Source organism: Stenotrophomonas nitritireducens (assembly GCF_001700965.1).
GTDB classification, from domain to species: domain Bacteria; phylum Pseudomonadota; class Gammaproteobacteria; order Xanthomonadales; family Xanthomonadaceae; genus Stenotrophomonas; species Stenotrophomonas nitritireducens_A.
This window is the reverse complement of sequence record NZ_CP016756.1, coordinates 3,776,989-3,801,571: the sequence shown is the minus strand read 5'-3', so window position 1 is coordinate 3,801,571 and position 24,583 is coordinate 3,776,989. Positions and strand designations below refer to the sequence as shown.

At 64.6% G+C, this 24,583-nt stretch carries 18 protein-coding genes; 8 read left to right on the top strand and 10 right to left on the bottom strand.

Annotation, left to right across the window (positions count from 1 at the left end; translation table 11 throughout):
* Positions 1 to 126 precede the first annotated feature (126 nt).
* The gene (locus BCV67_RS16165; RefSeq protein WP_156455840.1) at positions 127 to 417 is read right to left on the bottom strand and encodes a DUF5640 domain-containing protein; all 291 of its coding nucleotides are present in this window, start codon (positions 415 to 417) and stop codon (positions 127 to 129) included.
* Between the two features lie 105 nt (positions 418 to 522).
* On the opposite strand from BCV67_RS16165, the gene BCV67_RS16160 reads away from it, so the two are divergent.
* Positions 523 to 1,326, top strand: coding sequence for a prolyl oligopeptidase family serine peptidase (locus BCV67_RS16160; RefSeq protein ID WP_062168375.1), 804 nt, complete (start codon positions 523 to 525; stop codon positions 1,324 to 1,326).
* Positions 1,327 to 1,630: 304 nt separating this feature from the next.
* Positions 1,631 to 4,366, top strand: coding sequence for a bifunctional diguanylate cyclase/phosphodiesterase (locus tag BCV67_RS16155; RefSeq protein ID WP_062168377.1), 2,736 nt, complete (start codon positions 1,631 to 1,633; stop codon positions 4,364 to 4,366).
* Between the two features lie 57 nt (positions 4,367 to 4,423).
* Here the strand turns inward: BCV67_RS16155 and BCV67_RS16150 are convergent, their stop codons facing one another.
* Positions 4,424 to 5,059 (bottom strand): LysE/ArgO family amino acid transporter, encoded by a 636-nt coding sequence (locus tag BCV67_RS16150; RefSeq protein ID WP_062168380.1) that lies wholly within the window; start codon positions 5,057 to 5,059, stop codon positions 4,424 to 4,426.
* A gap of 134 nt (positions 5,060 to 5,193) precedes the next feature.
* On the opposite strand from BCV67_RS16150, the gene BCV67_RS16145 reads away from it, so the two are divergent.
* Together BCV67_RS16145 and phaZ7 are read left to right on the top strand one after the other, a co-directional pair.
* The gene (locus tag BCV67_RS16145; RefSeq protein WP_057626543.1) at positions 5,194 to 6,099 is read left to right on the top strand and encodes a LysR family transcriptional regulator ArgP; all 906 of its coding nucleotides are present in this window, start codon (positions 5,194 to 5,196) and stop codon (positions 6,097 to 6,099) included.
* 114 nt (positions 6,100 to 6,213) lie between these two features.
* On the top strand, positions 6,214 to 7,353 hold the full coding sequence (phaZ7, locus tag BCV67_RS16140) for an extracellular native short-chain-length polyhydroxyalkanoate depolymerase PhaZ7 (RefSeq protein ID WP_062168382.1): 1,140 nt from the start codon (positions 6,214 to 6,216) through the stop codon (positions 7,351 to 7,353).
* Positions 7,354 to 7,362: 9 nt separating this feature from the next.
* Here the strand turns inward: phaZ7 and BCV67_RS16135 are convergent, their stop codons facing one another.
* Positions 7,363 to 8,115 (bottom strand): transporter, encoded by a 753-nt coding sequence (locus tag BCV67_RS16135; protein WP_231732374.1) that lies wholly within the window; start codon positions 8,113 to 8,115, stop codon positions 7,363 to 7,365.
* A 169-nt stretch (positions 8,116 to 8,284) separates the two neighbouring features.
* Positions 8,285 to 9,208, bottom strand: a complete 924-nt coding sequence (locus BCV67_RS16130; protein WP_062168387.1) for a M14 family metallopeptidase — start codon at positions 9,206 to 9,208, stop codon at positions 8,285 to 8,287.
* A 190-nt stretch (positions 9,209 to 9,398) separates the two neighbouring features.
* On the opposite strand from BCV67_RS16130, the gene BCV67_RS16125 reads away from it, so the two are divergent.
* Entirely contained in the window at positions 9,399 to 9,770 is a 372-nt protein-coding gene (locus BCV67_RS16125; protein ID WP_062168389.1) for a glycine zipper 2TM domain-containing protein, read from the top strand.
* Between the two features lie 63 nt (positions 9,771 to 9,833).
* Here the strand turns inward: BCV67_RS16125 and BCV67_RS16120 are convergent, their stop codons facing one another.
* The gene (locus BCV67_RS16120) at positions 9,834 to 10,718 is read right to left on the bottom strand and encodes an acyltransferase (RefSeq protein WP_062168391.1); all 885 of its coding nucleotides are present in this window, start codon (positions 10,716 to 10,718) and stop codon (positions 9,834 to 9,836) included.
* Positions 10,719 to 10,908: 190 nt separating this feature from the next.
* Positions 10,909 to 11,631 carry a cyclic nucleotide-binding domain-containing protein gene (locus tag BCV67_RS16115; RefSeq protein WP_172837756.1) on the bottom strand — a complete coding sequence of 241 codons (723 nt, stop codon included), beginning with the start codon at positions 11,629 to 11,631 and terminating at the stop codon, positions 10,909 to 10,911.
* 270 nt (positions 11,632 to 11,901) lie between these two features.
* Between BCV67_RS16115 and BCV67_RS16110 the strand changes: the two genes are divergently transcribed.
* Positions 11,902 to 12,792, top strand: coding sequence for a sensor domain-containing protein (locus BCV67_RS16110; protein WP_062168395.1), 891 nt, complete (start codon positions 11,902 to 11,904; stop codon positions 12,790 to 12,792).
* Positions 12,793 to 12,849: 57 nt separating this feature from the next.
* Here the strand turns inward: BCV67_RS16110 and BCV67_RS16105 are convergent, their stop codons facing one another.
* Positions 12,850 to 13,815: an MBL fold metallo-hydrolase gene (locus BCV67_RS16105; RefSeq protein ID WP_237334377.1), complete on the bottom strand. Its 966-nt coding sequence runs from the start codon at positions 13,813 to 13,815 to the stop codon at positions 12,850 to 12,852.
* A gap of 255 nt (positions 13,816 to 14,070) precedes the next feature.
* Between BCV67_RS16105 and BCV67_RS16100 the strand changes: the two genes are divergently transcribed.
* Positions 14,071 to 15,045: a hypothetical protein gene (locus BCV67_RS16100; protein ID WP_062168398.1), complete on the top strand. Its 975-nt coding sequence runs from the start codon at positions 14,071 to 14,073 to the stop codon at positions 15,043 to 15,045.
* A gap of 49 nt (positions 15,046 to 15,094) precedes the next feature.
* Here the strand turns inward: BCV67_RS16100 and BCV67_RS16095 are convergent, their stop codons facing one another.
* Both BCV67_RS16095 and BCV67_RS16090 read right to left on the bottom strand, forming a co-directional pair.
* Positions 15,095 to 16,135, bottom strand: coding sequence for a S66 peptidase family protein (locus BCV67_RS16095; RefSeq protein WP_062168400.1), 1,041 nt, complete (start codon positions 16,133 to 16,135; stop codon positions 15,095 to 15,097).
* 401 nt (positions 16,136 to 16,536) lie between these two features.
* Positions 16,537 to 20,133: a methylmalonyl-CoA mutase family protein gene (locus tag BCV67_RS16090; protein ID WP_062168402.1), complete on the bottom strand. Its 3,597-nt coding sequence runs from the start codon at positions 20,131 to 20,133 to the stop codon at positions 16,537 to 16,539.
* Positions 20,134 to 20,436: 303 nt separating this feature from the next.
* Here BCV67_RS16090 and BCV67_RS16085 point away from each other — a divergent pair, with 303 nt between their 5' ends.
* Complete coding sequence (locus tag BCV67_RS16085) at positions 20,437 to 21,534, top strand: Glu/Leu/Phe/Val dehydrogenase dimerization domain-containing protein (RefSeq protein WP_062168405.1); 1,098 nt, start codon at positions 20,437 to 20,439, stop codon at positions 21,532 to 21,534.
* 78 nt (positions 21,535 to 21,612) lie between these two features.
* On the opposite strand, the gene BCV67_RS16080 is transcribed toward BCV67_RS16085, so the two are convergent.
* Positions 21,613 to 24,468 (bottom strand): autotransporter serine protease, encoded by a 2,856-nt coding sequence (locus tag BCV67_RS16080; protein ID WP_065868146.1) that lies wholly within the window; start codon positions 24,466 to 24,468, stop codon positions 21,613 to 21,615.
* Positions 24,469 to 24,583 lie beyond the last annotated feature (115 nt).

Sequence of the window (24,583 nt, the reverse complement as noted above, 5' to 3'; positions counted from 1 at the left end):
CCATCCGTATGCATGGCGCTAGTGGAGCCAAGCGCGCCGCAATGCAGCGCCGGCTTCGCTTCGCCGCCCCGCACGCCTGGGTCGTGTGCGCTACGCGGATCATCACGGCGTGGTAGCCGTATGAGCTTATTTTTCCTGCTTCTGCAGGCGAACGCCCATGGGGCCCTGCAGCGAGCCGTCCTGGTTGACGGTGAATTCCAGCGCTTCACCATTGCTGTCAGGCACCTGCACCTTCAACGTGTCGCCATCGCGGGTGTAGTGAGTCTGCTGCGACTTGCCCAGCATTTCGACCGTCACCTTGCCATCGGAGGCAAAGGTGTAGCTCACCATGCCCATGCTGTCACTCCAGGTACCGCTCAAGCCTTGGCTGCACGCAACCAGCAGCGCCGCCAGCACGACGATCAGCAATTTTTTCATGCATCACTCCCGTAGAACCCGTCCGCCGCAGCGGTGTCGCAGCAATTATTCTGGCACAGCACCAATCAGGCTAGGCTGGTGCAGTCCACAACGGAGTCCGTCGCCATGGGTCGCATCGTTTTATCGCTTTGCCTGCTGGGCCTGCTGCTGGGCTGCCGGAGTACGCCCGCCGTCTCGGGCGACGCCCCGGCATCCGGGAAGCTGGTGGCGCGGCAGCTGGAGTTTGAAGGCCGGCAATTCCGCTACCAGGTCTTCGTGCCGGCTGCAGCGGCAACGCCACCCGGCGCGCGGCCACTGGTGTTGTTCCTGCACGGCTCGGGCGAACGCGGCGACGACGGGCTCAAACCCACCCTGGCCGGCATCGGCCCTTGGCTTGGCCAGAACCCGGACACCTTCCCAGCTTTGGTGGTGTTCCCGCAGGTGCCCGAAGGCGAAGAATGGCGTGGCCGCAACGCACGCATGGCGCTTGCCGTGCTGGACGCGGCCAGCGCCGAGTTCAATGCCGATCCGCGCCGCATCTATCTCACCGGCATATCGATGGGCGGTTATGGCAGTTGGGAACTGGCCCTGACCCGGCCCGATCAGTTCGCCGCACTGGTGCCGATCTGCGGCGCACTGCGCGCCCCCCGTGCCGACCGCCCCGGTCTGATGGTCGATCAGGTGGCCGATGCGGAAGATCCCTATCAGGCCACGGTTGCCCGCCTGCGCCATGTACCCACCTGGATTTTCCATGGCGCGCTGGATGCGCTGGTGCCCACCACCGATGACCGTGCCATCGCCGCCGCCAGCCGAAAAAACGGTGTCGACTGGCGTTACACCGAGTACCCCGATGTGCAGCACAACGCCTGGGACCCGACCTACCGCAACCCTGCGCTGTGGCAATGGATGTTCAGCCAGCAACGGCAATGACTGTTTCCCCCGCCGCAGCCGCTCGTGGCGCGCGGCTCACCGACACCGGCAGATCGCGGTACCCGGCGCAGCGATCAACGTTGCCAGCCAATGCGCGATAGCGTGACCGCAATCACGCATCCGGCCCACCACCTACACCACCCCTGCACGGCGCGGACCGGACAGTTGCAGATAGCGCACCGCCCGCTGCCCGCCCTTCACAAACAAGCACGGTTCGTGCCATAACAGCGCCACGCCACGGCCCTGATCCTGCAGGGACAGCGGTGCAACGCGCTACGCTGCAACGGAAACCGGAGACTCAGGCTTGGCAACTACCGCATCGGCAACGCTGGACCCGTTGCCGCGTACCCGTGGTCTCTATTCGCGGCTGCACCTGCTGATCCTTGCCACCCTTTTGCCACTGCTGGTGATCGGTGCGTTCGCCGTCTGGAATGCGGCAAGCGACTACCGGCTGAGTTCCGAGCAGCGCCTGCAGGAAACCGCCACCACCCTCGCCCGTGGCGTTGACCAGGGCATCCAGGACAACATCAACCAGCTGCGCCTGCTGTCGCTGCTGGCACCGCAGCTGCAGGAAACCGCCCCTGAACTTGCAGCATGGGCACGCCAGAATCCGGATATCCGGCTGATCCAGGACGACAGCGAAGACGCGCGCATCCTTCCCTCCGACTTGCTGTATGACGCACGCCGCGAAGGCAAGGTGCAGGTCTCGGACCTGTTCACCAACGCCGCCAGCAAGACCCCGGAAGTGGCCATCGCGCTGCCCTTCGAGGATGACGGCGGCACCCGCGTACTGACCCTGGTACAGCCTTCCAACCGCTTGATCGCCAGCATCATGGGCGCCGGCAGTGATCAACACCTGCTCGCTGCCGTGGTCGACAGCAAAGGCGTCATTGCCGCGCGCTCGTTGTCGCCGGAGCGTTACATCGGCAAACCCGTGCCCGACTGGGACATCCTGCAACGTCGCGGCGGCCAGCAGGGCCTGATCGATGCCAACAGCAAGGAAGGCACACCGATCATCCTGGCCTTCCACATGCTGCAGGCCGCGCCCGGCTGGGCGCTGGTGGTGGGTGAACCACAACAGAGCTTCCAGGCACGCTGGCAACAGCCGCTGCTCGGGATCATTTTCGGCGGCATCGTCGCGGCACTGATCGCCCTGCTGTTCGCCCATGCCATTGCCCGCAGCATCCTGCTGCCAATCCGCTCGCTGGCCCAGCGCAGCCACAGCGTTGTGGCCAACATGCCCGGCCCGCCCGATCCGCAGCCATCCAGCATCCGCGAAGTGCGCAGCCTGCAGCGCAGCCTCAACGGCACCGTGGATGCCCTGAAGAAAAGCGCCGATGAGGCACGCGATCTTGCCCGTGACCTCAAGGCCAGCGAGCAGCGTTACCGCGCGGTTGCCGAAGCCGGTGCGCTGGTACTTTGGCAATCAGACCGCAACGGCCGGGTGCTGTCGGCCACCGGTTGGCGCGAATTGACCGGCCAGCCCGATGATCATGCGCTCGGCAAGGGATGGCTGCGCAGGGTCAACGAGGACGACCTGGCCCAGATCGAGATCGCGCTGGAACAGAGCTTCACCACCGGCACGTCGACACCGCTGGACGTGGAATTCCGCGTGCTGGACCTGTACGGGAAATGGCGCTGGCTGCGCGCACGCGGCGCGCGCATCGAGCACCGCCACAGCAGCTGGGCCGGGGTGCTGGAAGATGTGGATGCACGCCGTCAGGCGCAGGCACGCATCGCCTACCTGGCCCAGCATGATTCACTGACCGCCCTGCCCAACCGGGCCATGTTGTTCGACCGCCTCGAACATGCCCTGGCCGCTGCCCGGCGCGGCCAGCAAGGCGCCCTGCTGTTGCTGGACCTGGACCGCTTCAAGGAAGTCAACGACAGCCTCGGCCATCCGACCGGCGACCGCCTGCTGCAGGAAGTGGCGCAACGCATCCTCGGCTGTGTGCGCGGCAACGACGTGGTGGGCCGTCTCGGCGGCGACGAGTTCGCAATCGTGATGGCACCGGAGACCCGTGCGCCCGAAGCGGCCTCGTCATTGGCCGCACGTCTGGTGGAGGAGCTGGGCCGCAGCGTCGAGCTGGAGGGCCATCACTTCGCGGTCAGCACCAGCATCGGCATCGTGCTGATCGACAACCAGGCCACAGCCGCCGATACCCTGATGCGCAACGCCGACCTGGCCCTGTACCGCGCCAAGGATGAGGGCCGTGGCTGCTACCGCTTCTTCGAGGCGGAGATGGACACTCGCATGCAGCGCCGTCGCCAGCTGGAGACCGAGCTGCGCACCGCGCTGCAACAGCAGCAGTTTGAACTGCATTACCAACCACTGGTGGAGTTGCGGCAGCGCCGCGTCAGTGGCTTCGAAGCGCTGTTGCGGTGGAACCACCCGCAGCGTGGCCTGCTCGAACCTGCCCAGTTTCTTTCGCTTGCCGAGGACATCGGCATCATGGTGCCGCTGGGCGACTGGGTGCTGCGCCAGGCCGCGCACGACGCCTGCCAATGGCCGGAGCAGATGAAGGTCGCGGTGAACCTGTCGGTCTCGCAGCTGGCCCAGCCCAATCTGGCCGAGGTGGTGGAACAGGCATTGGCCGCAACCGGCCTGGCACCCTCGCGGCTGGAACTGGAAATCACCGAGAACGCATTGATCGCCAATATACAGGCGGCATCGGCACATCTGCTGCGGCTGAAGATGGCCGGCGTGGCAATCGTGATGGACGATTTCGGCACCGGCTATTCATCGCTGGGCTACCTGCGCGCGTTCCCGTTCGACAAGGTCAAGATCGACAAGTCCTTCATCCGCGACCTGGGCGAACAGAACCAAGGCAGCGCCATCATCGGTGCGGTATCGCACCTGTGCGCCAAGCTCGGCATCACCTCCACCATCGAAGGCGTGGAAACGCAGGCGCAGCTGGCGCAACTCAAGGAAGAGCACTGCGCCGAAGGCCAGGGCTATGTCTTCGGGCGACCGATGCCGCTGGCGCAGGTGGATGACTTCATCCGCGACTGGCCCCTGCACTGGAACAGCGACTGCTGAGCCGCTGCAACTGCCTCTGCTGCCGGCACAGCGAGTGCGGTGCCGGCAACTGCGGTCTTAGTTGACCCCGCGAATCGCAAGGGTCAAGGCGAGCACGCTCAAGATCACCGCGATGGTGCCATCGAGAATGCGCCAGGTGGACGGCTTGGTGAACAACGGTGCCAACATCCGCGCACCCAGCCCCTGCACGGTCAGCCACACGCCGCTGGCGGTGACCACACCGGCAGCGAAGGCCATGCGTGATTCGCCGAAATTGTCGGCGATGGAACCGATCACCATCATGTCCAGCCAGAAGTGCGGGTTGATGATGGAGAAACCAGCCGCCGCCATCAGTGCCGTGCGCAGCGACTGCTCGCCGTTGTCGTCCAGCTTCATGCCACCACCGCCCACCACCGCGCGCCGCGCCGACTGCAGCGCGTACCAGGTAAGGAAGGCCACGCCGCCCCAGAGCAGCACGGTGGTCAGCCACGGCAGCTGATCCGTCAGCTGGCGCAGTCCAGCCACGCTGGCCAGGATGAACACCGCATCGATCGCAAAACAGGTGGCGATGATTGGAATCACGTGCTGGCGCATGATGCCCTGGCGCAGGATGAACGCACTCTGCGCGCCGACGATGGCGAACAGACCAATACCGATACCGGCACCACTGAGCCAGGCACTGCCTGCGGCTTGGGCGGAAATGACCGAAAACATGGGAAACGACCTTGTTGCTGGGGGGATGGACGCAGCGGGAAAACCCCACCGGTACGTCCGGACGCGGCAATTGTCGCAATGCAGCATCAAAAAGTAGAGCTAAACTTAGTTAACCGTCTTTAGCAGAACTTAATATGCGCATCGACCACGCCCAACTGCGGGCCCTGGCCGCAGTGATCCGCGAAGGCAGCTTCGAACGCGCCGCCTTGTCCTTGAATGTCACCGCTTCGGCGGTATCGCAGCGGATCAAGGCGCTGGAGGACAGAGTCGGCAAACTGCTGATCAAGCGCACCATTCCCACCGAGGCGACGCCGGAGGGCCAGGTGTTGGTACAGCTGGCCGAGCAGACCGCACTGCTCGAACGTGATGCGTTCGAGCGGATCGGCCTCAGCGATGCCGAGCTGCCGCGCGCCAGCATTCCAGTGGCGGTCAACCACGACAGCATGGAAACCTGGTTCCCGGAGGCGGTGCAGAGCTTCTCGCAGAGCACCTCCACCACCCTGGACCTGCATACCGAGGACCAGGACCATACCGTCGCCCTGCTGCGCCAGGGCGCGGTGATGGGCGCGGTCACCACCTTGTCCGAGCCGGTACAGGGCTGCCAGATCCATGCGCTGGGCAGCATCCGCTACGCCGCCACCTGCACCCCCGAGTTCCATGCCCGCCACTTTGCCAAGGGCGTCACCGCACAGGCCTTGGCACAGGCGCCGGTGCTGGTGTTCAACCGCAAGGACGACATGCAGGCGCGCTATGCGCGGCGTCTGGCCGGGGTGGAACAGCCACACAACGCGCCCACCTGGTGGATTCCGTCCACCCGCGCCTTCGTCCACGCCAATCTCGGCGGGCTGGGCTGGACCATGAACCCACTGCCACTGGTGCGCAGGCACCTGGACAGCGGCCGCCTGGTCTACGTCAAGGCGCGTGCCTGGGAAGACGTGCCGCTGTACTGGCAGCACTGGAAGGGCGAGGTCAAGACCATGGCGCTGCTGACCCGCGCCATCCTGCAGGCCTCGACCTCGCTGGTACGCAAACGCAAATGAGCGTCCGGCGCGGGCACATGCTGCGTTGCAAGTTTCCCTAAAGGACACTGTCTGTACCTGCCTGAGCGGCGGAAGCTGGGCTGATTGCAACGCCCACCCGTCAGGAGCTGCCAGATGTCGATCACCCGGTCTGTCCCCGTCATTTCCTGCTGGCTGCTCGGTGCGCTGGCCGCGCCACTGGCCGGTGCCATGCTGATGCTGATGCCGGCCCGCGCCGAGGCGCTGGACTGTGGCAGCAACAATGGCTACACCTGCAGCGGTACGGCCAATCAATATGCTGGCGGCTTCAACCCCGGCGTCGGTCAGGGCGGTTTCGGCGGCGGCAGCTGCACCGCAAGCAAGACCCCGGTGGTATTCATCCCCGGCAATGGCGACAGCGCAATCAGCTTCGACATGCCCGCCGGCGCGGTGAGCGGCTACACCACCCCGCCTCGTTCCATGTATGCCGAGCTCAAGGCAGCCGGCTACAACGACTGCGAACTGTTCGGCATCACCTACCTCAGCGCAAGCGAGCGCGCCGCGCCGCAGTACAACTACCACTCGCCGGCTACCTATCAGGTGCTCAAGACCTTCATCGACAAGGTCAAGGCCTATACCGGCAAGAGCCAGGTCGACATCGTCAGCCATTCGTTGGGTTCAACCATGGCGCTGGCGATGATCAAGTACTCCGGCAACCAGGCCAGCGTGCGGCGCTTCATCAATATTGCCGGCGGCCTGCGCGGCCTGCAGACCTGCCGCAGCACCGGCTATCAATCCACCCTGGCGCCCACCTGCAATGCCGAGGCCTACGTCTACCCTTACACGTATTACACCTTTGGCCTGTACCCGAGCACCGGCGTCACCTACTACGGCTACAACCGCTGGACCGGCAGTGGCAGCGGCAGCCTGCGCACCTTCCCCGCCAGCTACAGCGGCATCCGCTTCTACACCATCACCGCCGGCGCGCGTGACCAGGTGCATTGCTTCACCACCAGCTACAGCGCTGGCTGTGCCGATGGCGCACTGTTCAACAGCAGCACCAATGTCTACGCGCAGGTCGATGTCGGTGCCGGCAGCAGTGCCTACAGCTTTGACTGGGATTGGAGCGATGGCAGCCCGTACAACTTCGGTGGTGGCGATACCAGCAGCGGCGTCGGTCACTTCCGCTCCAAGAACAACGCCGGCCTGATCGTCCGCAACATGCTTGGCAGTGACTGCAGCAGCGACTGCGCTGCGGGCTACAGCGGCGTTTACGGGCCCGCGGTGAACCGCTGAGCAGCTTGTTCAGTCGAAGTAGATCGACACGCCCAGCCCGCCCTGCCAGTCGGTGGTGTCTGCGTCCAATCCACGCAGCACCGAAGCATCCAGCTGCAGACGCGGGCGCAGCATCCAACTGACACCGGCACCGGCCGCACGCATGTACCGCGCGCCGGTGCCGTAACCGGCTTCGACATAGGCCGAAACATCGTCGGCCAGCGTGAAGCTGTAGCTGGGTGAAAACAACCAGCTCTGGCCGCTGTCACCCCATTGGCGATCGGCATACAGGGCAAAACTGCTATCGCCCGGCAATGCCCAGGCGACGCTGACACCCAGATCGTAATCGTGCCCGCCGTCGCCCAATGGCGCCCGGCCCCAGGGCAGCGTGGCGCCGGCCTTGAGCGCCAAGGTGAGCTGATCACTGGCCAGCGCTGGCGCCCATTTCAGCGCCACATTGCCATCGCCACCGCCGTTCTCGTCCACATGCAGACCCGCTCCACGTACACGCAGGCCGGCCCAGCTGTCGGCGCCCAGCTGCAATTCCAGCGTATCGGCCGCGCCATAACGCAACAGCGTGTCTGCACTCCACTGGGTGATGGTCACGCCGCCGCTGCGGTCACGGCTGGCATCGGGCAGGCCCTGTTCCCACGCCCAATGTTGCTTGCCGACCGTGCTGGTGGCAAAACCAATGCCGGGGCGATCGAATTCGGGCGCGTCTTCGGCATGGGTGTAGGGGGCGGCGAGCGCAAGTGCGACAAACAGCGGGATCGGGAGGTTCATGGCTGCCATGGTCCACAGCCGCTGTGCTTGAACGCGTGAACATGGTGCGCATCGCGGGGTGATCGCCGGCCTGGCGGCGTTCGCTCGACGGATGGGTGCAGGCAGCGCTATGGGCTTCCCCGGGTGCGCTTCGCTTACCCGGGCTACGGTGCCTATGGTGCCGGCGATCTCAGTTGTGGGTCAGCGCGTAATCCAGCGCGCCGATCACGGCGGCTACCTGCGCGTCGTTGCACTGCTGCGGGGTTGCCTTGGGGCTGTCCGGATACACTTCGGTGGTGGTGGTGTAACGCGCACCGCTGACGCCGGCGCACAGGCCCAGCGCCTTCAACGGATACTCGATGACGCCTTCGGCAACCACCGGGGAACCGATGATCTCGCCGCGTTCGTCTGCAGGCGCCAGGTGGGTCACCTTGGCAACCTCGGCGTTGACCGCCTGCTGGAACTGCGGCTGGCGGTTCTCGGTGTCATCCACCAGATAGAACCCGTCCGGAATCTCGCCCGGCTCGAACGGTTTGCCGTCGCGTGCGGCCAGCGCCGGGCGGAACTCGGTTTCGTCGGTATCGGTGGTTTCATGCAGATCGATATGCATCAGCACGCGCCCCTGCAGCGGCGCCACCAGCGCCATCAATGCCGCCGACTCCTGTGCCGGGCTGTTGTCCACGAACGAACGGTTCGGGTCCAGCGCAAGCGCATTCCAGCGCTGGATGCGCTCGTAGCCCCACGGGCTCACGCACGGCGCCACCAGCAGGTTGCAGCGACCGGCATAACGCTCTGCGTGCTGGTCGACAAACTGCAGCGCGCCCTGCACGCCGCTGGTTTCGTAGCCATGCACACCACCGGTAACCAACATCACCGGCAGTGCATCGTCCCAGTTGCGGCTGCGGATGGCGAACAACGGGTAGCGGCCCGAGGGATAGTCCAGCTCGCCGTACTGGCTCACATCGAAACGCGTGCGAAGGGCATCAATCTTGCTGACCACTTCCTCGGCGTAGCTGCGCTGCACCTGCTGCAGCCCCAACCACTGTGCACGCTCAGGCGCGCCCCACGGCTGGCCTGCGGTGCCTACGGGATAGAAAGCGGCAACAGTACTCATGCGCGGGGCTCCTCAATACGGATGATGGCGCGCACTTTACACCCAAGCGGCAAGGTCTTCAGGCGGCGCGGAGCAAAGCATGAACGTGGGCTCAACCGCGCCACGTGTACTTCACTTGGAATTGCGGCACGCCGGTGCAGGCTGGCCTCACTTTGGCGCAACAGTGCGCCGCCAGCAAAAGGAGTCCGCCATGGGCAAGCTTCGCCTCACTCTCGCCTCCGCCATCGCCGCCACCGCACTCGCGCTGTCTGCCGGCGCCCAGGCACAGACCTACGGGCCGAACGATGAAGGCCGCCGCTTCAATGACGGTAGCCGCGTGGTTTGCCACAAGGTCGAGGTGGCCAACAACGCACGCGACCAGAACCGCATTGCCGGCACGGCCACCGGTGCGGTGGTCGGTGGCCTGTTGGGCAACCAGATCGGCAAGGGCAATGGCCGCAAACTCGCCACCGTGGGTGGCGCCGTCGCTGGCGGCCTGGTCGGCCGCAATGTGCAGGGCCGCAACCAGGAGCGCAACGGGCAACGCGCGGTCGAAACCCGCTGCGAGCGCGAGTACCGCTGAGTTCATACGGATACAAATGACAAAGGCCCCTGACGGGGCCTTTGTTGTTCCTGCGGCGGGCGATCAGGCCTTGTTTTCGAGCAGGCGGCTGATGTCTTCATCCTTCTGCAGCCACAAGCCGTTCATCCACTGCTGGAACTGCGCGCGGAAGTTGCGGTCTTCCTGGTAATTGCGGCCGATGAACTCGGTGGGGATCGGCAGCTTGCGTACCAGTACCTTTACTTCCGGAAGCCGGTTGGCCATCAGGTCCATCATCGAGGGAATGCCCTTGGGATAGACGATGGTCACATCCAGCAAGGCATTCAGGCCCTTGCCCATCGCGTCCAGCACGAACGCAACGCCGCCGGACTTGGGCTTGAGCAGGTGCTTGAACGGCGACGCCTGGCCGGCATGCTTCTCAGCGGTGAAGCGAGTGCCCTCGACGAAGTTCATCACCGCCACCGGAATGCTGGCGAATTTCTCGCAGGCCTTGCGTGTCACTTCCATGTCACGCCGCCCCAGCTCGGGGTTCTTGGCGATCTGCTTGCGGGTATAGCGGCCCATGAACGGGAAATCCAGCGCCCACCAGGCCAAGCCCAGCACCGGCACCCAGAACAGGGAGCGCTTCAGGAAGAACCGCAGCAGCGGGATACGGCGGTTGAACACTTTCTGCAGCACCAGGATGTCCACCCAGCTCTGGTGGTTGGCCAGCACCAGGTAATGCCCGTCGCGCTCCAGACCCTCGGTGCCACTGACGGTGAAACGGGTAGCGGTGAAGGCATGGATCATGGCGCTGTTGACCGCGATCCAGCTCTCGGCCAGCCCGGTCAGCAACGGATTGCAGGCCCTTCGTACCGCCTGGAATGGCAATGCCGCCTTGAACAGCGCCACCACGAACAACGGCAGGCAGTGCGCCAGCGTGTTGATCACGATCAACGGGAGAATCAGAGCTACACGCAACCACACCATGGAAATAACCGCGGGGAACGACCCCAGAACCCAAAGAAGCACAGGGTAGCAAAAGCAACGCTGCAGGTTGCATCCCTGCGGCCGTGAAAACCCTCGACAACAGCCATCGCGCAGCTGTCACGCGCCGCTAGCGGCCCGCCTGGTCAGCACCCGACGGCGTGGCTGCCGGCCCCTGCCCGCCGGCAGCCCGCTATTGCAGGCTGGTCTGGACGACCTCAACCCGGATGCCGGCATCGGCCATGGCCTGGTTGGCGGCCGCCAGCTTCAGCCGCATGTCCTTGCGGAAGCACTGGTCGATGGCATGCTCGATCTCCGGTTCGCGCGCCATCAAAGCGCGCAGCGCGTGACGTTCCAGCGCCAGATAGCGTGTCGGCTTGGCGGTGACGATCGTCGCGGTGGCCGGCATGTCGGTCAGCACGCTGATCTCGCCGGACAGCGCGCCGGCGCCACACCACCCCACCACCGCCTCGTCCACCACCACCGCTACTTCACCGCTGGCGATGAAGAGCATGTGGCTGGCCTGCTCACCGTGGCGGATCAACACCTCGCCTGCGTCGGCCTCGCACCATTGGCCCAGATCGAGCACGCGCCGCGCCTGCGCCGGCTCGACCAGCGGCAACACCGCCTCGCGGAAGCGCCGCTCCTCGACGGAAAAATGGGTAATGCGGTTGCGGTAGGCCTGCAGCGACAACTGGCCCACGTTCACCGCCACGAAGATCACTTCCCAAGTGGCGCTGACGAAGTCGGAGATAATCAGCGAGTAGGTGATGCTGAGCAGCCCGGATGCCACCGCCAGGCTGCGCAGCCACATCATGCGGGTCATCAGCATCGACAGGATCAACAGCAGATAGCTGGCGTGGCCCACCATGCCGTTGGTCGAAAGCGCCGACTGGAAAAAGCTGTTCAGGTCCATGCGCGGAGCATGGAACAAGGCCCGGGCAGCCGCAATCGCCACCATGCAGCACGTCTAGTCGCAGCCGTCGCCCGCGTACCGGCGCCTGCCACCCGTGGCGCTTGCGGACCTGGCGCCGCGCCACGGGTAGGCCGGTGCATTGCGACTCCGCCGCCAGTCCTGCCAGCACTACCCCGCCCCGCGCCCCCAGCGTGCGCCCGCCCCTGCCGGGAAGCGCACTGTAATCTGGACGCTGCATAATTACCGCCCACGCTTTCGGCCCGCTCGGTCATGCCCTTCACGTTGCCACCGCTGGGTGAGGTACTGGATCTGCTGCCCGACGCGGTATGCATGGTTGCGCCCGACGGCGAGCTGCTGATGGTCAACGCCGCGTTCGAGACCATCTTCGGCTACAGCCCCGCCGAGGCCATCGGCAGGCAGATCATGGATTTGGTGCATCCGGATGATCGCGCCGCCACCGAACAGTCGGCGCAGGATGCGATGCAAGGCAAGCCACGTTCAAATTTCCGCAACCGCTACATCCGCAAGGATGGCAGCGTCGTCGACATCCAGTGGTCGGCCAAATGGCTGCCCGAGTACGGCATCCGCATTGGCGTAGGCCACGAGGTCACCGCACTGCGTGGCATCGAGCGCCAACTCGAGCACCTGGCCAGTCACGACGCGCTTACCGGCCTGCCCAACCGCTATCACCTGCTGCGCGAGCTGGACGCCGCACTGGAACGCGCCGCGCGCAACGACGAGAGCCTGGCACTGCTCTACATCGACCTGGACGGTTTCAAGGCCGCCAATGACCGCCACGGGCATGAGGCCGGCGACCGCCTGCTGTGCGATGCAGCCCGGCAACTCCGCGATGGTCTGCGCCAGAACGACCTGATCGCCCGCGTCGGCGGTGACGAATTTGTCGCCGTGCTGCCGGCCTGCGCCTGTCACAGCGATGCGCTGGTCATCGCCTCGTCGCTGCGTGCGCGGCTGGCTCTGCTGGAAAGCCTGGGCGGCGACACGCCGCGCATCGATGCCAGTGTCGGTGTCGCGTGTTTCCCGACGGACGGCACCGATGCCGACGCCCTGCTGCGCCACGCCGACATCGCCATGTATGCCGCCAAGGCAAAGAAGCGCCTGGGCGACAGGCCTTCCGATCCGTTCCTGGATGCCGCGCTTTAGCACCAGTGGCTGCCGCTCGGCAGCGGCAGCCAGTGCCAGCCTCGGTGCTTCACGCTGCTACTTCCAGGGCATTTCGCCCTTGGCCACCTTCGCACTGAGCTGTAATGACGCCTCCCCTTGCAAACCCGGGTAGCGCTGCTGCATGGCGGCGATCAAGGCCGTCGAATCCTTGGCTTTGGCGCTTTCCTCATCGAAGGCGCGGATGTAACCGGCGGTGAAATCCACCGCGTCCAGATCCTGCGCCGCGCCATCGGCGTAATGGCCGGGAATCACCCGCGCCGGAGCAAGATCCTTGATCTGCTGCAGGGCCGCCAGCCAGGCCTGATGCGATTGCGGCGTCTGCGTATCGGCCATGAACACATGCGAGCCGGCGTCCACCAGCACCCCGCCCATCACCGTCCTGATCGAGGGTACCCACAGCGCGGTACGTTCGGGGCTGGCACCGCTCAGACCGATGACCTTCAGCGCCTGCCCTTCCAGTTGCAGTGTGTCGCCCTGCAGCGGCGACGGCACCAGCAGCTCCCTGGGCGCATTGGCGCCCAGCTGCGGCCCCCAGATTTTGAGTTTGTCATCCTTGCTGGCCTGGATATGCGCGATGGTCTGCGGCGTAGCCAGAATCTGTGCATCGGGGAACGCCGCGTGCAACGTCTCCAGCCCAAAATAGAAATCCGGATCGCCATGGCTGATGTAGATCGTGGTCAGCTTCTTGCCGGAGGCCTTGATCATCTCCACCAGCTTGGCCGCATCGGCAGTGGAGAACTGCGCATCGACCAGAACGGCATCGTGCGCACCAGTCAGCAACTCGGAGGACACCGCGAAAATGCCGCTCTGGCCGGGGTTGAATACAGCCACCTGCAGGGGCTGCTGCACACTTTCAGCTGCACCTGCGGTGGGAGTCACCGTCGTCGAAGGAGCTGACGCTTCGCTGCCATCCGCCGAGGCCTGCCTTCCACACCCTGTCAATGCTGCCGCCAGCGCCAGAACACCTGCCGACACCATCTGACTCGCATTTCTTCTGTCCATTGCGCCACTCCGTCAAACCGTCGATGACAAACATGCGCCGCTCGTGCCGCGTCCCCCTGCCATGGCGGACCGGAGATTGCTGTCGATGCTTGCAAGAGCAGCGTTATTGCTATGTCAGCAAGCAGACGACTGGCGTACTGCACCGGACCGACACTACGAAACGAGGATGTGGCTCAATACAACGCTGCTGTATCCGCAGTGCCACCGGCACAGCTCCCATGCGATCATCGCGCCACCCAAATACCGCCGCCGGCCATGACCTCCGAACATCCAGATCTGGAAAGTATTCACAATCGCGCCTACGCGGCAGTGGACGATGGCCAACTCAACGATGCCACGCGCGCTTTCGACGTACTACTGCAACACCACCCGGACAACCCGTTCTATCACTACATGCGCGGGCTGGCCTTGAAGTATCAGATGGACTGGGCCGGGTCGCTGCGGGACAACCTGCGCGCCATCGAACTGTCCGACGAGTTCAGCCAGGCCCAGCATTGGAACGCGGCCATTGCCGCCACCGGGCTCGGCGAATGGGCGACGGTTCGCAAGCTGTGGGCCGCCTGCAACATCACACTTCCAGAAGGTGACGGCGCTATCGATGGCGACTTCGGTGTCGCCGTTGTGCGCTTGAATCCCTGGAGCACGGGCGAGACAGTATTCATGCGCCGCATCGATCCGGTGCGCGCACGCATCCTCAATGTGCCACTGCCGGAAAGCGGCCACCGTTTCGGTGACATCGTGCTGCACGACGGCGCCGCCACCGGCGCGCGCTTCGATGGCGAACGCGAGGTGCATGTGTTCAACGAGCTGGAACGCTTGCAGCCGTCTGAGTTCCAGACCTTCGTGGTGTTCGTACGCGCGCCCAGCCGCGAGGATATCGACGCACTACTGCAGGCGAGTGCGTCCGGCATCGGCTATGCCGAGGACTGGACCCGGAGCATCCGCCACTATTGCCTGCGTTGCAGTTACGGCGCGCCGCACACACATGCCCAGGTGCAGAAGGAAAACCCGCAGTGGCAGCCCGAGCGCAACCTCGGCATTGCCGCGCAGAGCCATCTGTCGGTCGAAAAGCTGTTGAAAGACTGGGTTGCCGGCCACCCCGGCCGGCAGCTGGACGCAATTGAAACGCGCGAATGCGCAGCACCGGCGCGTGAAGATGGCCACGCCTGGTGGCTGTCGCCGGACGATGCAGGCGAGGATGACGATGCGCCCAGCGACGAGGAAGAATGAGACCTCGGCAATAGCGACGTGACGGCAGCCCGTCGCGCCGCTACCGGCGTCAGGCGCCGCTGAGTACCGGTTCCAGCAGACGGAACGTTCCCGCGTCGGCGTCCATCTCCACCTTGCCGCCGACCGGTACGATGAACTGCTCCTTGATGTGGCCGATCATCGCGCCGCGATACGCCGCGATCTTCAACGGCAGGATGTAGTCGTCGAAGATCTGGTCCAGGGTCAAGGACCCATAACCATCGCCCGGCGAGCAGTCGGTGCACTCGCCGAAAATGAAACCGGCGATCTTGTCCAGCGCGCCCATCAGTTTCAAGGTGCTGAACATGCGGTCGATGCGGTAAGGCGCCTCGGACACATCTTCCAGGAACAGGATCTTGCCGTTGAAGTCCGGCAGGTATGGCGAGCCCGCCAATGCAGTGAGCACGGTCAGGTTGCCGCCGATCAATTCCCCGCGAGCCTTGCCGCCGCGCAGGGTCAGGGTGCGGTTTTCTCGGGGTACCAGCTCACCATCCGGCTCGCTGCGATTCTGGTATTGCATCAGTTCGCGTTTGAAGAACAGCCGATCAAACTGATCGACGTTGAAGCGGTTCCAGCTGCCCGCACCGATCTGCCCATGGAAGGTAACCAGCCCGGTCTTGGCCTGGATGGCGCAATGCAGGGCGGTGATATCGGAGTAACCCAGCAGCACCTTGGGATTGGCGCGGATGCGGTCGTAATCGAGCAGCGGCAGCAGGCGCGCCGCGCCGGAACCGCCGCGCACACAGATGATGGCCTTGACCTGCTTGTCACCGAACATGGCATTCAAGTCACCGGCGCGTTCGGCATCGGTGCCGGCCAGATGACCATGGCGGGCGTCGTAGTGGGCACCGGTCTTGACCACGAAGCCCAGCGCTTCCATCGCCTCGCGTGCCAGCTGCAGGCTGAGGCGCTCGCTGCTGGCCGAGGACGGACTGACCAGGCCAACCGTATCGCCCTTGTTGAGCCCGGCGGCAAGCAGTTGTTTGTGGGTAGCGGCGATTGCGCCCTGCATGCCGATCAGAGGCAATGCGGCAGCGGCCGCAGCCCCACCGATGAAACGCCGTCTATCCATGTTGTTGCCTGTGCCCGGGATGTTGGCCCAAGAGTAACAGCGCCCAGCGGTAGAGCCGAGCCGTGCTCGGCTGGGGCTCTACTGGGAAGGCCCTTGCCGAGCATGGCTCGGCACTACGGGTGAGCGCTGCATGGCATCTGGGTAGAGCCGAGCCATGCTCGGCTGGGCTCTACTGGGAAGGCCTCTGCCGAGCATGGCTCGGCACTACAGGGAGTGCTGTATGGCTTCTTGGTAGAGCCGAGCCATGCTCGGCTGGGGCTTTAGCGGGAAGGCCCTTGCCGAGCATGGCTCGGCACTACGGGTGAGTGCTGCATGGCATCTGGGTAGAGCCGAGCCATGCTCGGCTGGGCTCTACTGGGAAGGCCTCTGCCGAGCATGGCTCGGCACTACGGGGCGCGCGCTTACATATTGCGGCGGTACTCGCCGCCTACGTCGTACAGGGCGTGGCTGATCTGGCCGAGGCTGTGGGTCTTCACTGCTTCGATCAGGGCCTCGAACACGTTGCGGCGGTCGCGTGCGGTCTTCTGCAGGTAGGCCAGGCCGTGGCCATCGTGAGCTTCCTCGTTCGCGTCCAGGCCTTCAACCTCGTGCGAATGCGAGGTTTCGCCGGCGGGCGCCAGCGTATTGCGGTTGCGCTGCCAGGTGTGCACGTTCTCGATCTGCTGGCCCTTCTCTTCCTCGGTCGAGCGGATCAGTTCGATCTCGGTCGCCACTTCACCGGCATGCTCCTTGGGCAGGAACATGTTGACGCCGACCAGCGGCAGGCTGCCATCGTGCTTCTTGTGCTCGTAGTACAGCGATTCTTCCTGGATCTTGCCGCGCTGGTACATCGTGTCCATCGCGCCAAGCACGCCACCGCGCTCGCTGATCGCCTCGAACTCCTTGTAGACGGCTTCTTCGACAATGTCGGTGAGCTTGTCGACGATGAAGCTGCCCTGCCACGGGTTCTCGCAGAAGTTCAGCCCCAACTCCTTGTTGATGATCATCTGGATCGCCACCGCGCGACGCACGCTCTCCTCGGTCGGCGTGGTGATCGCCTCGTCGTAAGCATTGGTATGCAGGCTGTTGCAGTTGTCGAACAAGGCATACAGCGCCTGCAGCGTGGTGCGGATGTCGTTGAACTGGATCTCCTGCGCGTGCAGCGAACGGCCCGAGGTCTGGATGTGGTACTTCATCATCTGGCTGCGCTCGTTGGCGCCGTAGCGCTCGCGCATCGCACGCGCCCAGATGCGGCGGGCAACGCGGCCGATCACCGTGTACTCCGGGTCCATGCCGTTGGAGAAGAAGAACGACAGGTTGGGCGCGAAGTCATCGATCTTCATGCCACGCGCCAGGTAGTACTCGACGATGGTGAAGCCATTGGACAGGGTGAAGGCCAACTGGCTGATCGGATTCGCACCCGCCTCGGCAATGTGATACCCGGAGATCGACACCGAATAGAAATTGCGGACCTTGTGGTCAACGAAGTACTGCTGGATGTCGCCCATCATCCGCAGCGCGAACTCGGTGGAGAAGATGCAGGTGTTCTGCGCCTGGTCTTCCTTGAGGATGTCGGCCTGCACCGTGCCGCGCACGGTGGACAGCGTCTCAGCCTTGATCCGCGCATAGGTATCGGCATCCACCAGCTGGTCGCCGGTGACGCCGAGCAGGGCCAGGCCCAGCCCATTGTTGGTCGGCGGCAGTTCGCCGTGGTACTGCGGGCGGCTGCGGCCTTCAAAGAGCTTGGCGATCTTCGCTTCCGCCTCGGCCCAGCGCGCGGGGTCTTCCTGCAGGTATTTCTCGATCTGCTGGTCGACGGCGGTGTTCATGAACATCGCCAGGATCATCGGCGCCGGGCCATTGATGGTCATCGACACCGAGGTGGTTGGCGCGCACAGGTCGAAGCCGGAATACAGCTTCTTCATGTCGTCCAGCGTGGGAATGTTGACGCCGGAATTGCCGATCTTGCCGTAGATGTCCGGGCGCGGCGCCGGGTCTTCGCCATACAGGGTGACGCTGTCGAACGCGGTGGACAGGCGCGCGGCCGGCTGGCCAACGCTCAGGTAATGGAAGCGGCGGTTGGTTCGCTCGGGCGTGCCCTCTCCGGCAAACATGCGAATCGGGTCTTCGCCGCTGCGGCGGTACGGGTAGACGCCGCCGGTGTACGGGTAGGAGCCCGGCAGGTTCTCCTTCTGCAGGAACACCAGCAACTCGCCCCAGCTGCGGTAAGTGGGCGCCGCGATCTTGGGGATCTGCTGGTGGCTGAGCGACTCGCGGTAGTTCTCGACGCGGATGGTCTTGCCGCGCACCTGGTACTCGTTGACCGGATCGGTGATCGACTTCAAACGCGCAGGCCACTCGCGCAGCAGGCGCAGGGCTTCGGAATCCAGCGACTGCACGGCATCGTTGTAGCGCTGACGCAGGATCAGCAGTGAGCGATCCACAGCCTGAGCCCCTCTCCCGGCGGGAGAGGGGTTGGGGTGAGGGTGCGACGCATCGGCATTGTCGGCAGCCTTACCCTCTCCCCCGGCCTGAGAGTGGAGCAAGGCATCGCCGGCATACAGATCCAATGCATTCGGCAACGCTGCATCGTCCAGCTCCTTCAAGGCCTGCCACAGCCCCTGCGCGCGCTCGGCCACTTCGGCCTGCGATTCAATGCGGGCGTTGATGCCCCTGCCCTGCTCGGCGATTTCGGCCAGGTAGCGCACGCGGCTGCCCGGTATCAATACCGTGGCGCGCGGCTCCTTCAGCGTTGTATCGATCTGCGGCGCCAGTTCGGCCTTGGTCTTGGCGCTCAGCAGGCGGCAGAGGTTGGCGAACATCCAGCTGATGCCCGGATCATTGAACTGGCTGGCGATGGTCGGATAGACCGGTACATCCTCGTCCTTCATGGTGAAGGCGACGCGATTGCGCTTCCACTGCTTGCGCACGTCGCGCAGCGCGTCTTCGGCACCGCGCTTGTCGAACTTGTTCAGCACCACCAGCTCGGCGTAATCGAGCATGTCGATCTTTTCCAGCTGGCTGGGCGCGCCGAAATCGCTGGTCATCACGTACATCGGGAAGTCGACCAGGTCGACGATCTCCGAATCGGATTGGCCAATACCGGCGGTCTCGACGATCACCAGATCGAAGTGCAGCGACTTGAGGAAACCAATGCAATCGCGCAACACCGTATTGATCGCCGCATGCTGGCGTCGGGTTGCCATCGAACGCATGTAAACGCGCTTGGAACGCAACGAATTCATGCGGATGCGGTCACCCAGCAGCGCGCCACCGGTGCGGCGGCGGGTCGGGTCCACCGAGATCACTGCAATACGCATCTGCGGGAAGCTGGCGAGAAAGCGATTGAGCAGTTCGTCGGTTACCGAGGACTTACCCGCACCACCGGTGCCGGTGATGCCGATCACCGGCGTGGCACCTGCGGCCAACTGCCACTGCTTACGCAGATGAGTCAGCTCCGCTTCGGAATGACTGCCGTCTTCCAGCTCCGACAACACTCGGCCGATTCCAATCTCGTCCTCGATCGACGGCGTTTCGATGTCATCGTGGCGTGCAGCGGCTTCGCGTGCCTTGCCGGCGCGCGCCACCACATCCTCGATCATCTCCACCAGCCCCATCTTCATGCCGTCGTTGGGGTGGTAGATGCGCTCCACACCGTAGGCCTGCAGCTCGCGGATTTCTTCCGGGGTGATGGTGCCACCACCGCCACCGAATACCTTGATATGGCCGGCGCCCTTCTCCCGCAGCATGTCGACCATGTACTTGAAGTACTCCACGTGGCCGCCCTGGTAGGACGACAGCGCGATGGCATCGGCGTCTTCCTGCAGCGCGGCACGCACCACGTCTTCCACACTGCGGTTGTGGCCGAGGTGGATGACCTCCGCGCCCTGCGCCTGGATCAGGCGGCGCATGATGTTGATGGCCGCATCGTGGCCATCGAACAGGCTGGCGGCGGTGACAAAGCGCAGCGGGGTGGTTTCAGGCTGCGCCTGCGGGAGCTGGGAGGCGGGGGTACTCATGGGCCGTGCAACATCCGGTTTCTATTGCAACCGATCATAGAACCGCAGGCCCTGCAGGTCAGGTTGCAGCGCAGCGTGACCTTTTGCGGGTTTGCGCTATCACCCGCTGCTGCGGCGCCCGTCCCGGCAAAGCCAGGCACCGCGAGCGGTATGCCCGGCTGAACATTCCCCTACCGGGAATGGATTAGAATGGCGGCCCGCGACCCCCGTCCCCACACTGACGAAGTCGCATTTTTTGTTTTCGGCCAGCCATTTTGGCCACACGATCACTGACGTTGTGGCAAGCACGCCATCGGAGCCCGCATGTTGTTCGAAACCCTCGAGACCTCCGGCCATGAGCAGGTTCTGTTCTGCCAGAACCGCGATGCCGGCCTGAAGGCAATCATCGCCATCCACAACACCACCCTGGGCCCGGCCCTGGGCGGCGTGCGCATGCGCCCCTACGCCAACACCGACGATGCGCTGCGCGACGTGCTGCGCCTGAGCCGCACCATGACCTACAAGAACGCCCTGGCCGGGCTGAATGTGGGTGGCGGCAAGGCGGTCATCATCGGCGACCCCAAGACCGCCAAGAGCGAAGTGCTGTTCCGCGCCTTCGGCCGCCAGGTCGAGGCGCTGGCCGGCCGTTACATCACCGCCGAAGACGTGGGCACCGACGTCAACGACATGGAAAACATCTACCTGGAAACCGGCTTCGTTACCGGCGTACACCAGGTCCATGGCGGCTCCGGCGATCCGGCGCCGTTTACCGCCTACGGCGCCTTGCAGGCGCTGATGGCCTCGGTCAAGCGCAAGTTCGGCCATGAGGAGATCGGCAAGCTCAGCATTGCGGTGCAGGGCCTGGGCCATATCGGCATGGAACTGGTGAAGCTGCTGCGCGAGCGCGGCGCCAAGCTCTATGTCACCGATCTGGACCCGGTACTGGTGCAGAAAGCCGTCGCTGAATACGGATGCGAGGCGGTCAAGCCCGATGCCATCTATGACGTGGCCGCCGATGTGTTCGCGCCCTGCGCGATGGAAGGCGCCATCGACATGGCCACCCTGGAGCGGCTCAAGGTCAAGGTCATCTGCGGGACCGCCAACAACCAGTTGGCCAGCCATGCCGTCGGCGATGAGCTGTACAAGCGCGGCGTGCTGTGGGCCCCGGACTATGCGGTCAACGCCGGCGGCGTAATGAACGTGTCACTGGAGATCGACGGCTACAACCGCGAGCGTGCGATGCGCCTGATCCGCAGCATCTACCACAACCTCGGCAAAGTCTTCGACCAGTCCGAGCGGGATGGGATTTCGCCGCAGCGCGCGGCCGACCGCATCGCCGAAAACCGCCTGGAAGCCATCGGCAAACTGAAGATGCCGATGGGCCGCTCGGTGCCGCGCATGAACCGCCTGCGCGGCGAGTAAGCAGCAACGCACAAACACAGAAGGCGGGCGATCATCTCGCCCGCCTTCTGTTTTATTGGACTGCTACGGCCGCGCCGATCAGAACGCCTGCTGCAGCCGCAGCGACACCTGCCGGTTGTCACCACGCGGGCCGAAGCGCTGGTCATAGCCCAGCGACAACCGCGTATTGCGGGCCAGCCACGACTCCACCGACAGCCCGAACAGGCCGCCAGCACGGGCCGGCTGCAGGCCAGCAATCGGCGCCCACGCATCCACGCCGACGAAACTGGCATCCAGGCTCAGGCCATTGCCACCCAGCGCCTGCTGCCATTCGGCATAGCCGTTGAACGCCACCCGCTTCCACAGGTATTGGCCACGCAGGCCCGCCAAGGCCTGCACACGGCTGCTCCTCCAGTCATCGGCGCGCAGGCCAAAACCGTAGCCGCCCTGTTCATTGAAGGCACCACCGTCGATACGCGTGTAATCGGCGCCCAGATACGGAGTCAGCTCGGCCGAACCACGCCCCAGCCGATAGCCCGCCTCCACACTGCTGGACAGGAAATTGCCGCTGTAACGGGCATGCACGCCGGCACGTTCGGCACCCAGCAACAGGCCACGGTCCAGCTCACGCTCGTATTGCCCGAACCCGGCCTGCCCCAGCACATAGACATCGCCGCGCTGCCAGCCGGCATACAACTGCGACTGGGTCTGGCGGTCGCGGCCGCGATCCTGAGCGATACCGCCGTTGCCATTGGCCCGGGTTTCGCCAAACGCAAAGCCCAGCACGGCATTGCCGGACAGCGCAGCTTCGCCGCCCATCATCCAGCCGGCAACACTGTAGTCGCTGCCCAGATAGCCACCCTGGCCGCCACCGCCCAGGTTGCGCATCCACACACCACTGGCCGCCGTGCGCGTGCCGCCTTCGGCAAACTGGCTGGACAGCGCGCGGCGGCTCATGTCGATGCTATCGAAGGTCATTGCCGTGGCCGTGGCATGGGCTTGCCCGCTCAGGCTTTCCAAGCTTTGTGCAAGGCCGGAAAACCCACCGCCAACACCCTGCACCGACGCCGCCGCCGAACCGAATGCCGTGGTCTGCAGGCCCGCATCGGCATCCAGTACTTCGAATGCCTGTTCTACCCGCTGCGCCGCCGACATCGCGCGCAACCCAACGCCGGCACTGCTCGCCATCGCGGTGACGCTCACCTGGTCCAACTGCAGCCAGGCGTTGTTGGCGTCATAGCCATATTTGGCATCCAACAGCGTCACGCCGGTCGCGCCGGTTGCTGGCGTAGCAAATTGTCCAATAACCCCACCGCCGGCATGCAGCAGGTCCTGGCGACGACCGTTCTGCGGCACATAGCCATTGACCGCACCACTGACCGTCACCCCGCCGTCCAGGCTGGCGGTACCGGTCACCTGCAGAGCATTGGAGCCCAAGGCCACCATCAGCTGCGCGCCGGAGCGCTGCAGGTAGTTGCCCTCGATGGTTGCCGAGCCCACATTGCTGAGCACTATCACGCTGGCGCCATTGTCCACATTGCCCACCACCCGTGCGGTGCCGCCCATGAACTGCAATGCGGCAGCGCTGGGGTTGGATTGCGCGTCGATAGTGACGTTGGAACGGATCGAGCCGCCGTCCTGCAAGGCCAGCGTGCCCCGCTGGATGCGGGTAGCGCCGGCATAGGTGTTGGCGGCCGACAAACCCAAGGAACCGCTGCCGGTTTTCACCAGACCGCCGGCACCACTGATTGGATTGCTCCAGACAGAGTTGAGCCCAAGCCGGTTCACATCAACCTTGATATCGCCCCAGTCCGCCTTGCCCGGCCCCTTCACCGCCTTGCCCACATTGAGCAGGCCATAACCGAACACCGCATCCGGGCCGACCTCACCCAGGTCGGTGGCCGTACCCAGCAGAGTCTGCCGGACCAGGTCGTTGTTGAAGTAGGGGAAGGCCTGCCACACCAGTGCCGCCGCGCCCGACACCAGCGGCGCCGCATACGAGGTACCGCTGCCGTAGAAATAGGCCAGATTGTTGGCGGTGCTGTCATGGCCGATGAACATCGATGTGCCCGGCGCCACCAGACAGTAATTCTTGGCCACGCCGCAGGCGTTGGAGTAATACGCCAATGCAGTCGGATTGGCTGTATCCAACGCTGCCACTGCCAGCCAGCCGCGTTCAAGATCCGCCGCCGGGTAGGTGCCACTGCCACCCACCTTGCTCGGCAGCGCCGCCATGTCCGACGGATTGGCCTTGGACTCATTGCCGGTGGCAAACACCACCAAGCCGTCATTGTCCCTGATAAAGGGGCGGTACTCGTTGGCAATCTCGGCCGTTACTGTTGGCCGGGTCCAGTACAGGCCGCCCCAGGAGTTGTTCATGATGCGCATGCCGTCGCGGATCAGGTCGGCATGGATAGGCGCCAGGCCCAGCGCGCCGGTCACCTCATTGCCATTACCGGAACCGTCGTCGGTAGGCGCCTTGTCCGCAATGATGCGTGCCGACAGGATCTGCGCCCCCGACGCGATACCGCCCGGCCATTGCCCGGCGGGTGCGCCGGCCGCCAGCTGCGCTACCGTGGTGCCGTGGCCGACCACGTCATCCACCGACAGATTGTTCTGGGTTGAACTGATGTAGTTGCGGTTGGACAGCACCCGCCCCGCCAGCGTCGGGTGGTTGCGCATCACCCCCGAATCGATCACGCCGATGGGGTAGCCGGCACCGGTCAGGCCCATCGCATGCGCGGCCTTGGTATTGGTCAGGGCCAGATGGGCGTCAAACGCCGGCTGCGGGGTCACTGGTGGGGTGACGACGGGCGGTTTGGTGGTCGGCGGCGGGTTGACCGGCGGTGTCACCGGTGGCGGATCGGATTTTGGCCCGCTGCCACTGCCGCAAGCCGCCAGGGCCAGCGCCAATGAACCGGCCAATACGTTGCGCGCCACGTTGCTGCCCACCATTGCACTGCTCATTGCGTCTCCTCCGTCCTGTGGATGATTTCCCAATTCAGGTATTACCTGACCCCGGTAGCACTCCGGCTACCTTCTATACTGCAACGACAATCCCCTGTCTGTG

Bases quoted from the DNA above. Each gene is read 5' to 3' on its own strand.
- BCV67_RS16165 (WP_156455840.1), bottom strand. From the start codon at position 417: ATGAAAAAATTGCTGATCGTCGTGCTGGCGGCGCTGCTGGTTGCGTGC.
- BCV67_RS16160 (WP_062168375.1), top strand. From the start codon at position 523: ATGGGTCGCATCGTTTTATCGCTTTGCCTGCTGGGCCTGCTGCTGGGC.
- BCV67_RS16150 (WP_062168380.1), bottom strand. From the start codon at position 5,059: ATGTTTTCGGTCATTTCCGCCCAAGCCGCAGGCAGTGCCTGGCTCAGT.
- BCV67_RS16145 (WP_057626543.1), top strand. From the start codon at position 5,194: ATGCGCATCGACCACGCCCAACTGCGGGCCCTGGCCGCAGTGATCCGC.
- phaZ7 (WP_062168382.1), top strand. From the start codon at position 6,214: ATGTCGATCACCCGGTCTGTCCCCGTCATTTCCTGCTGGCTGCTCGGT.
- BCV67_RS16135 (WP_231732374.1), bottom strand. From the start codon at position 8,115: ATGAACCTCCCGATCCCGCTGTTTGTCGCACTTGCGCTCGCCGCCCCC.
- BCV67_RS16130 (WP_062168387.1), bottom strand. From the start codon at position 9,208: ATGAGTACTGTTGCCGCTTTCTATCCCGTAGGCACCGCAGGCCAGCCG.
- BCV67_RS16125 (WP_062168389.1), top strand. From the start codon at position 9,399: ATGGGCAAGCTTCGCCTCACTCTCGCCTCCGCCATCGCCGCCACCGCA.
- BCV67_RS16120 (WP_062168391.1), bottom strand. From the start codon at position 10,718: ATGGTGTGGTTGCGTGTAGCTCTGATTCTCCCGTTGATCGTGATCAAC.
- BCV67_RS16115 (WP_172837756.1), bottom strand. From the start codon at position 11,631: ATGGACCTGAACAGCTTTTTCCAGTCGGCGCTTTCGACCAACGGCATG.
- BCV67_RS16110 (WP_062168395.1), top strand. From the start codon at position 11,902: ATGCCCTTCACGTTGCCACCGCTGGGTGAGGTACTGGATCTGCTGCCC.
- BCV67_RS16105 (WP_237334377.1), bottom strand. From the start codon at position 13,815: ATGGACAGAAGAAATGCGAGTCAGATGGTGTCGGCAGGTGTTCTGGCG.
- BCV67_RS16100 (WP_062168398.1), top strand. From the start codon at position 14,071: ATGACCTCCGAACATCCAGATCTGGAAAGTATTCACAATCGCGCCTAC.
- BCV67_RS16095 (WP_062168400.1), bottom strand. From the start codon at position 16,135: ATGGATAGACGGCGTTTCATCGGTGGGGCTGCGGCCGCTGCCGCATTG.
- BCV67_RS16090 (WP_062168402.1), bottom strand. From the start codon at position 20,133: ATGAGTACCCCCGCCTCCCAGCTCCCGCAGGCGCAGCCTGAAACCACC.
- BCV67_RS16085 (WP_062168405.1), top strand. From the start codon at position 20,437: ATGTTGTTCGAAACCCTCGAGACCTCCGGCCATGAGCAGGTTCTGTTC.
- BCV67_RS16080 (WP_065868146.1), bottom strand. From the start codon at position 24,468: ATGGTGGGCAGCAACGTGGCGCGCAACGTATTGGCCGGTTCATTGGCG.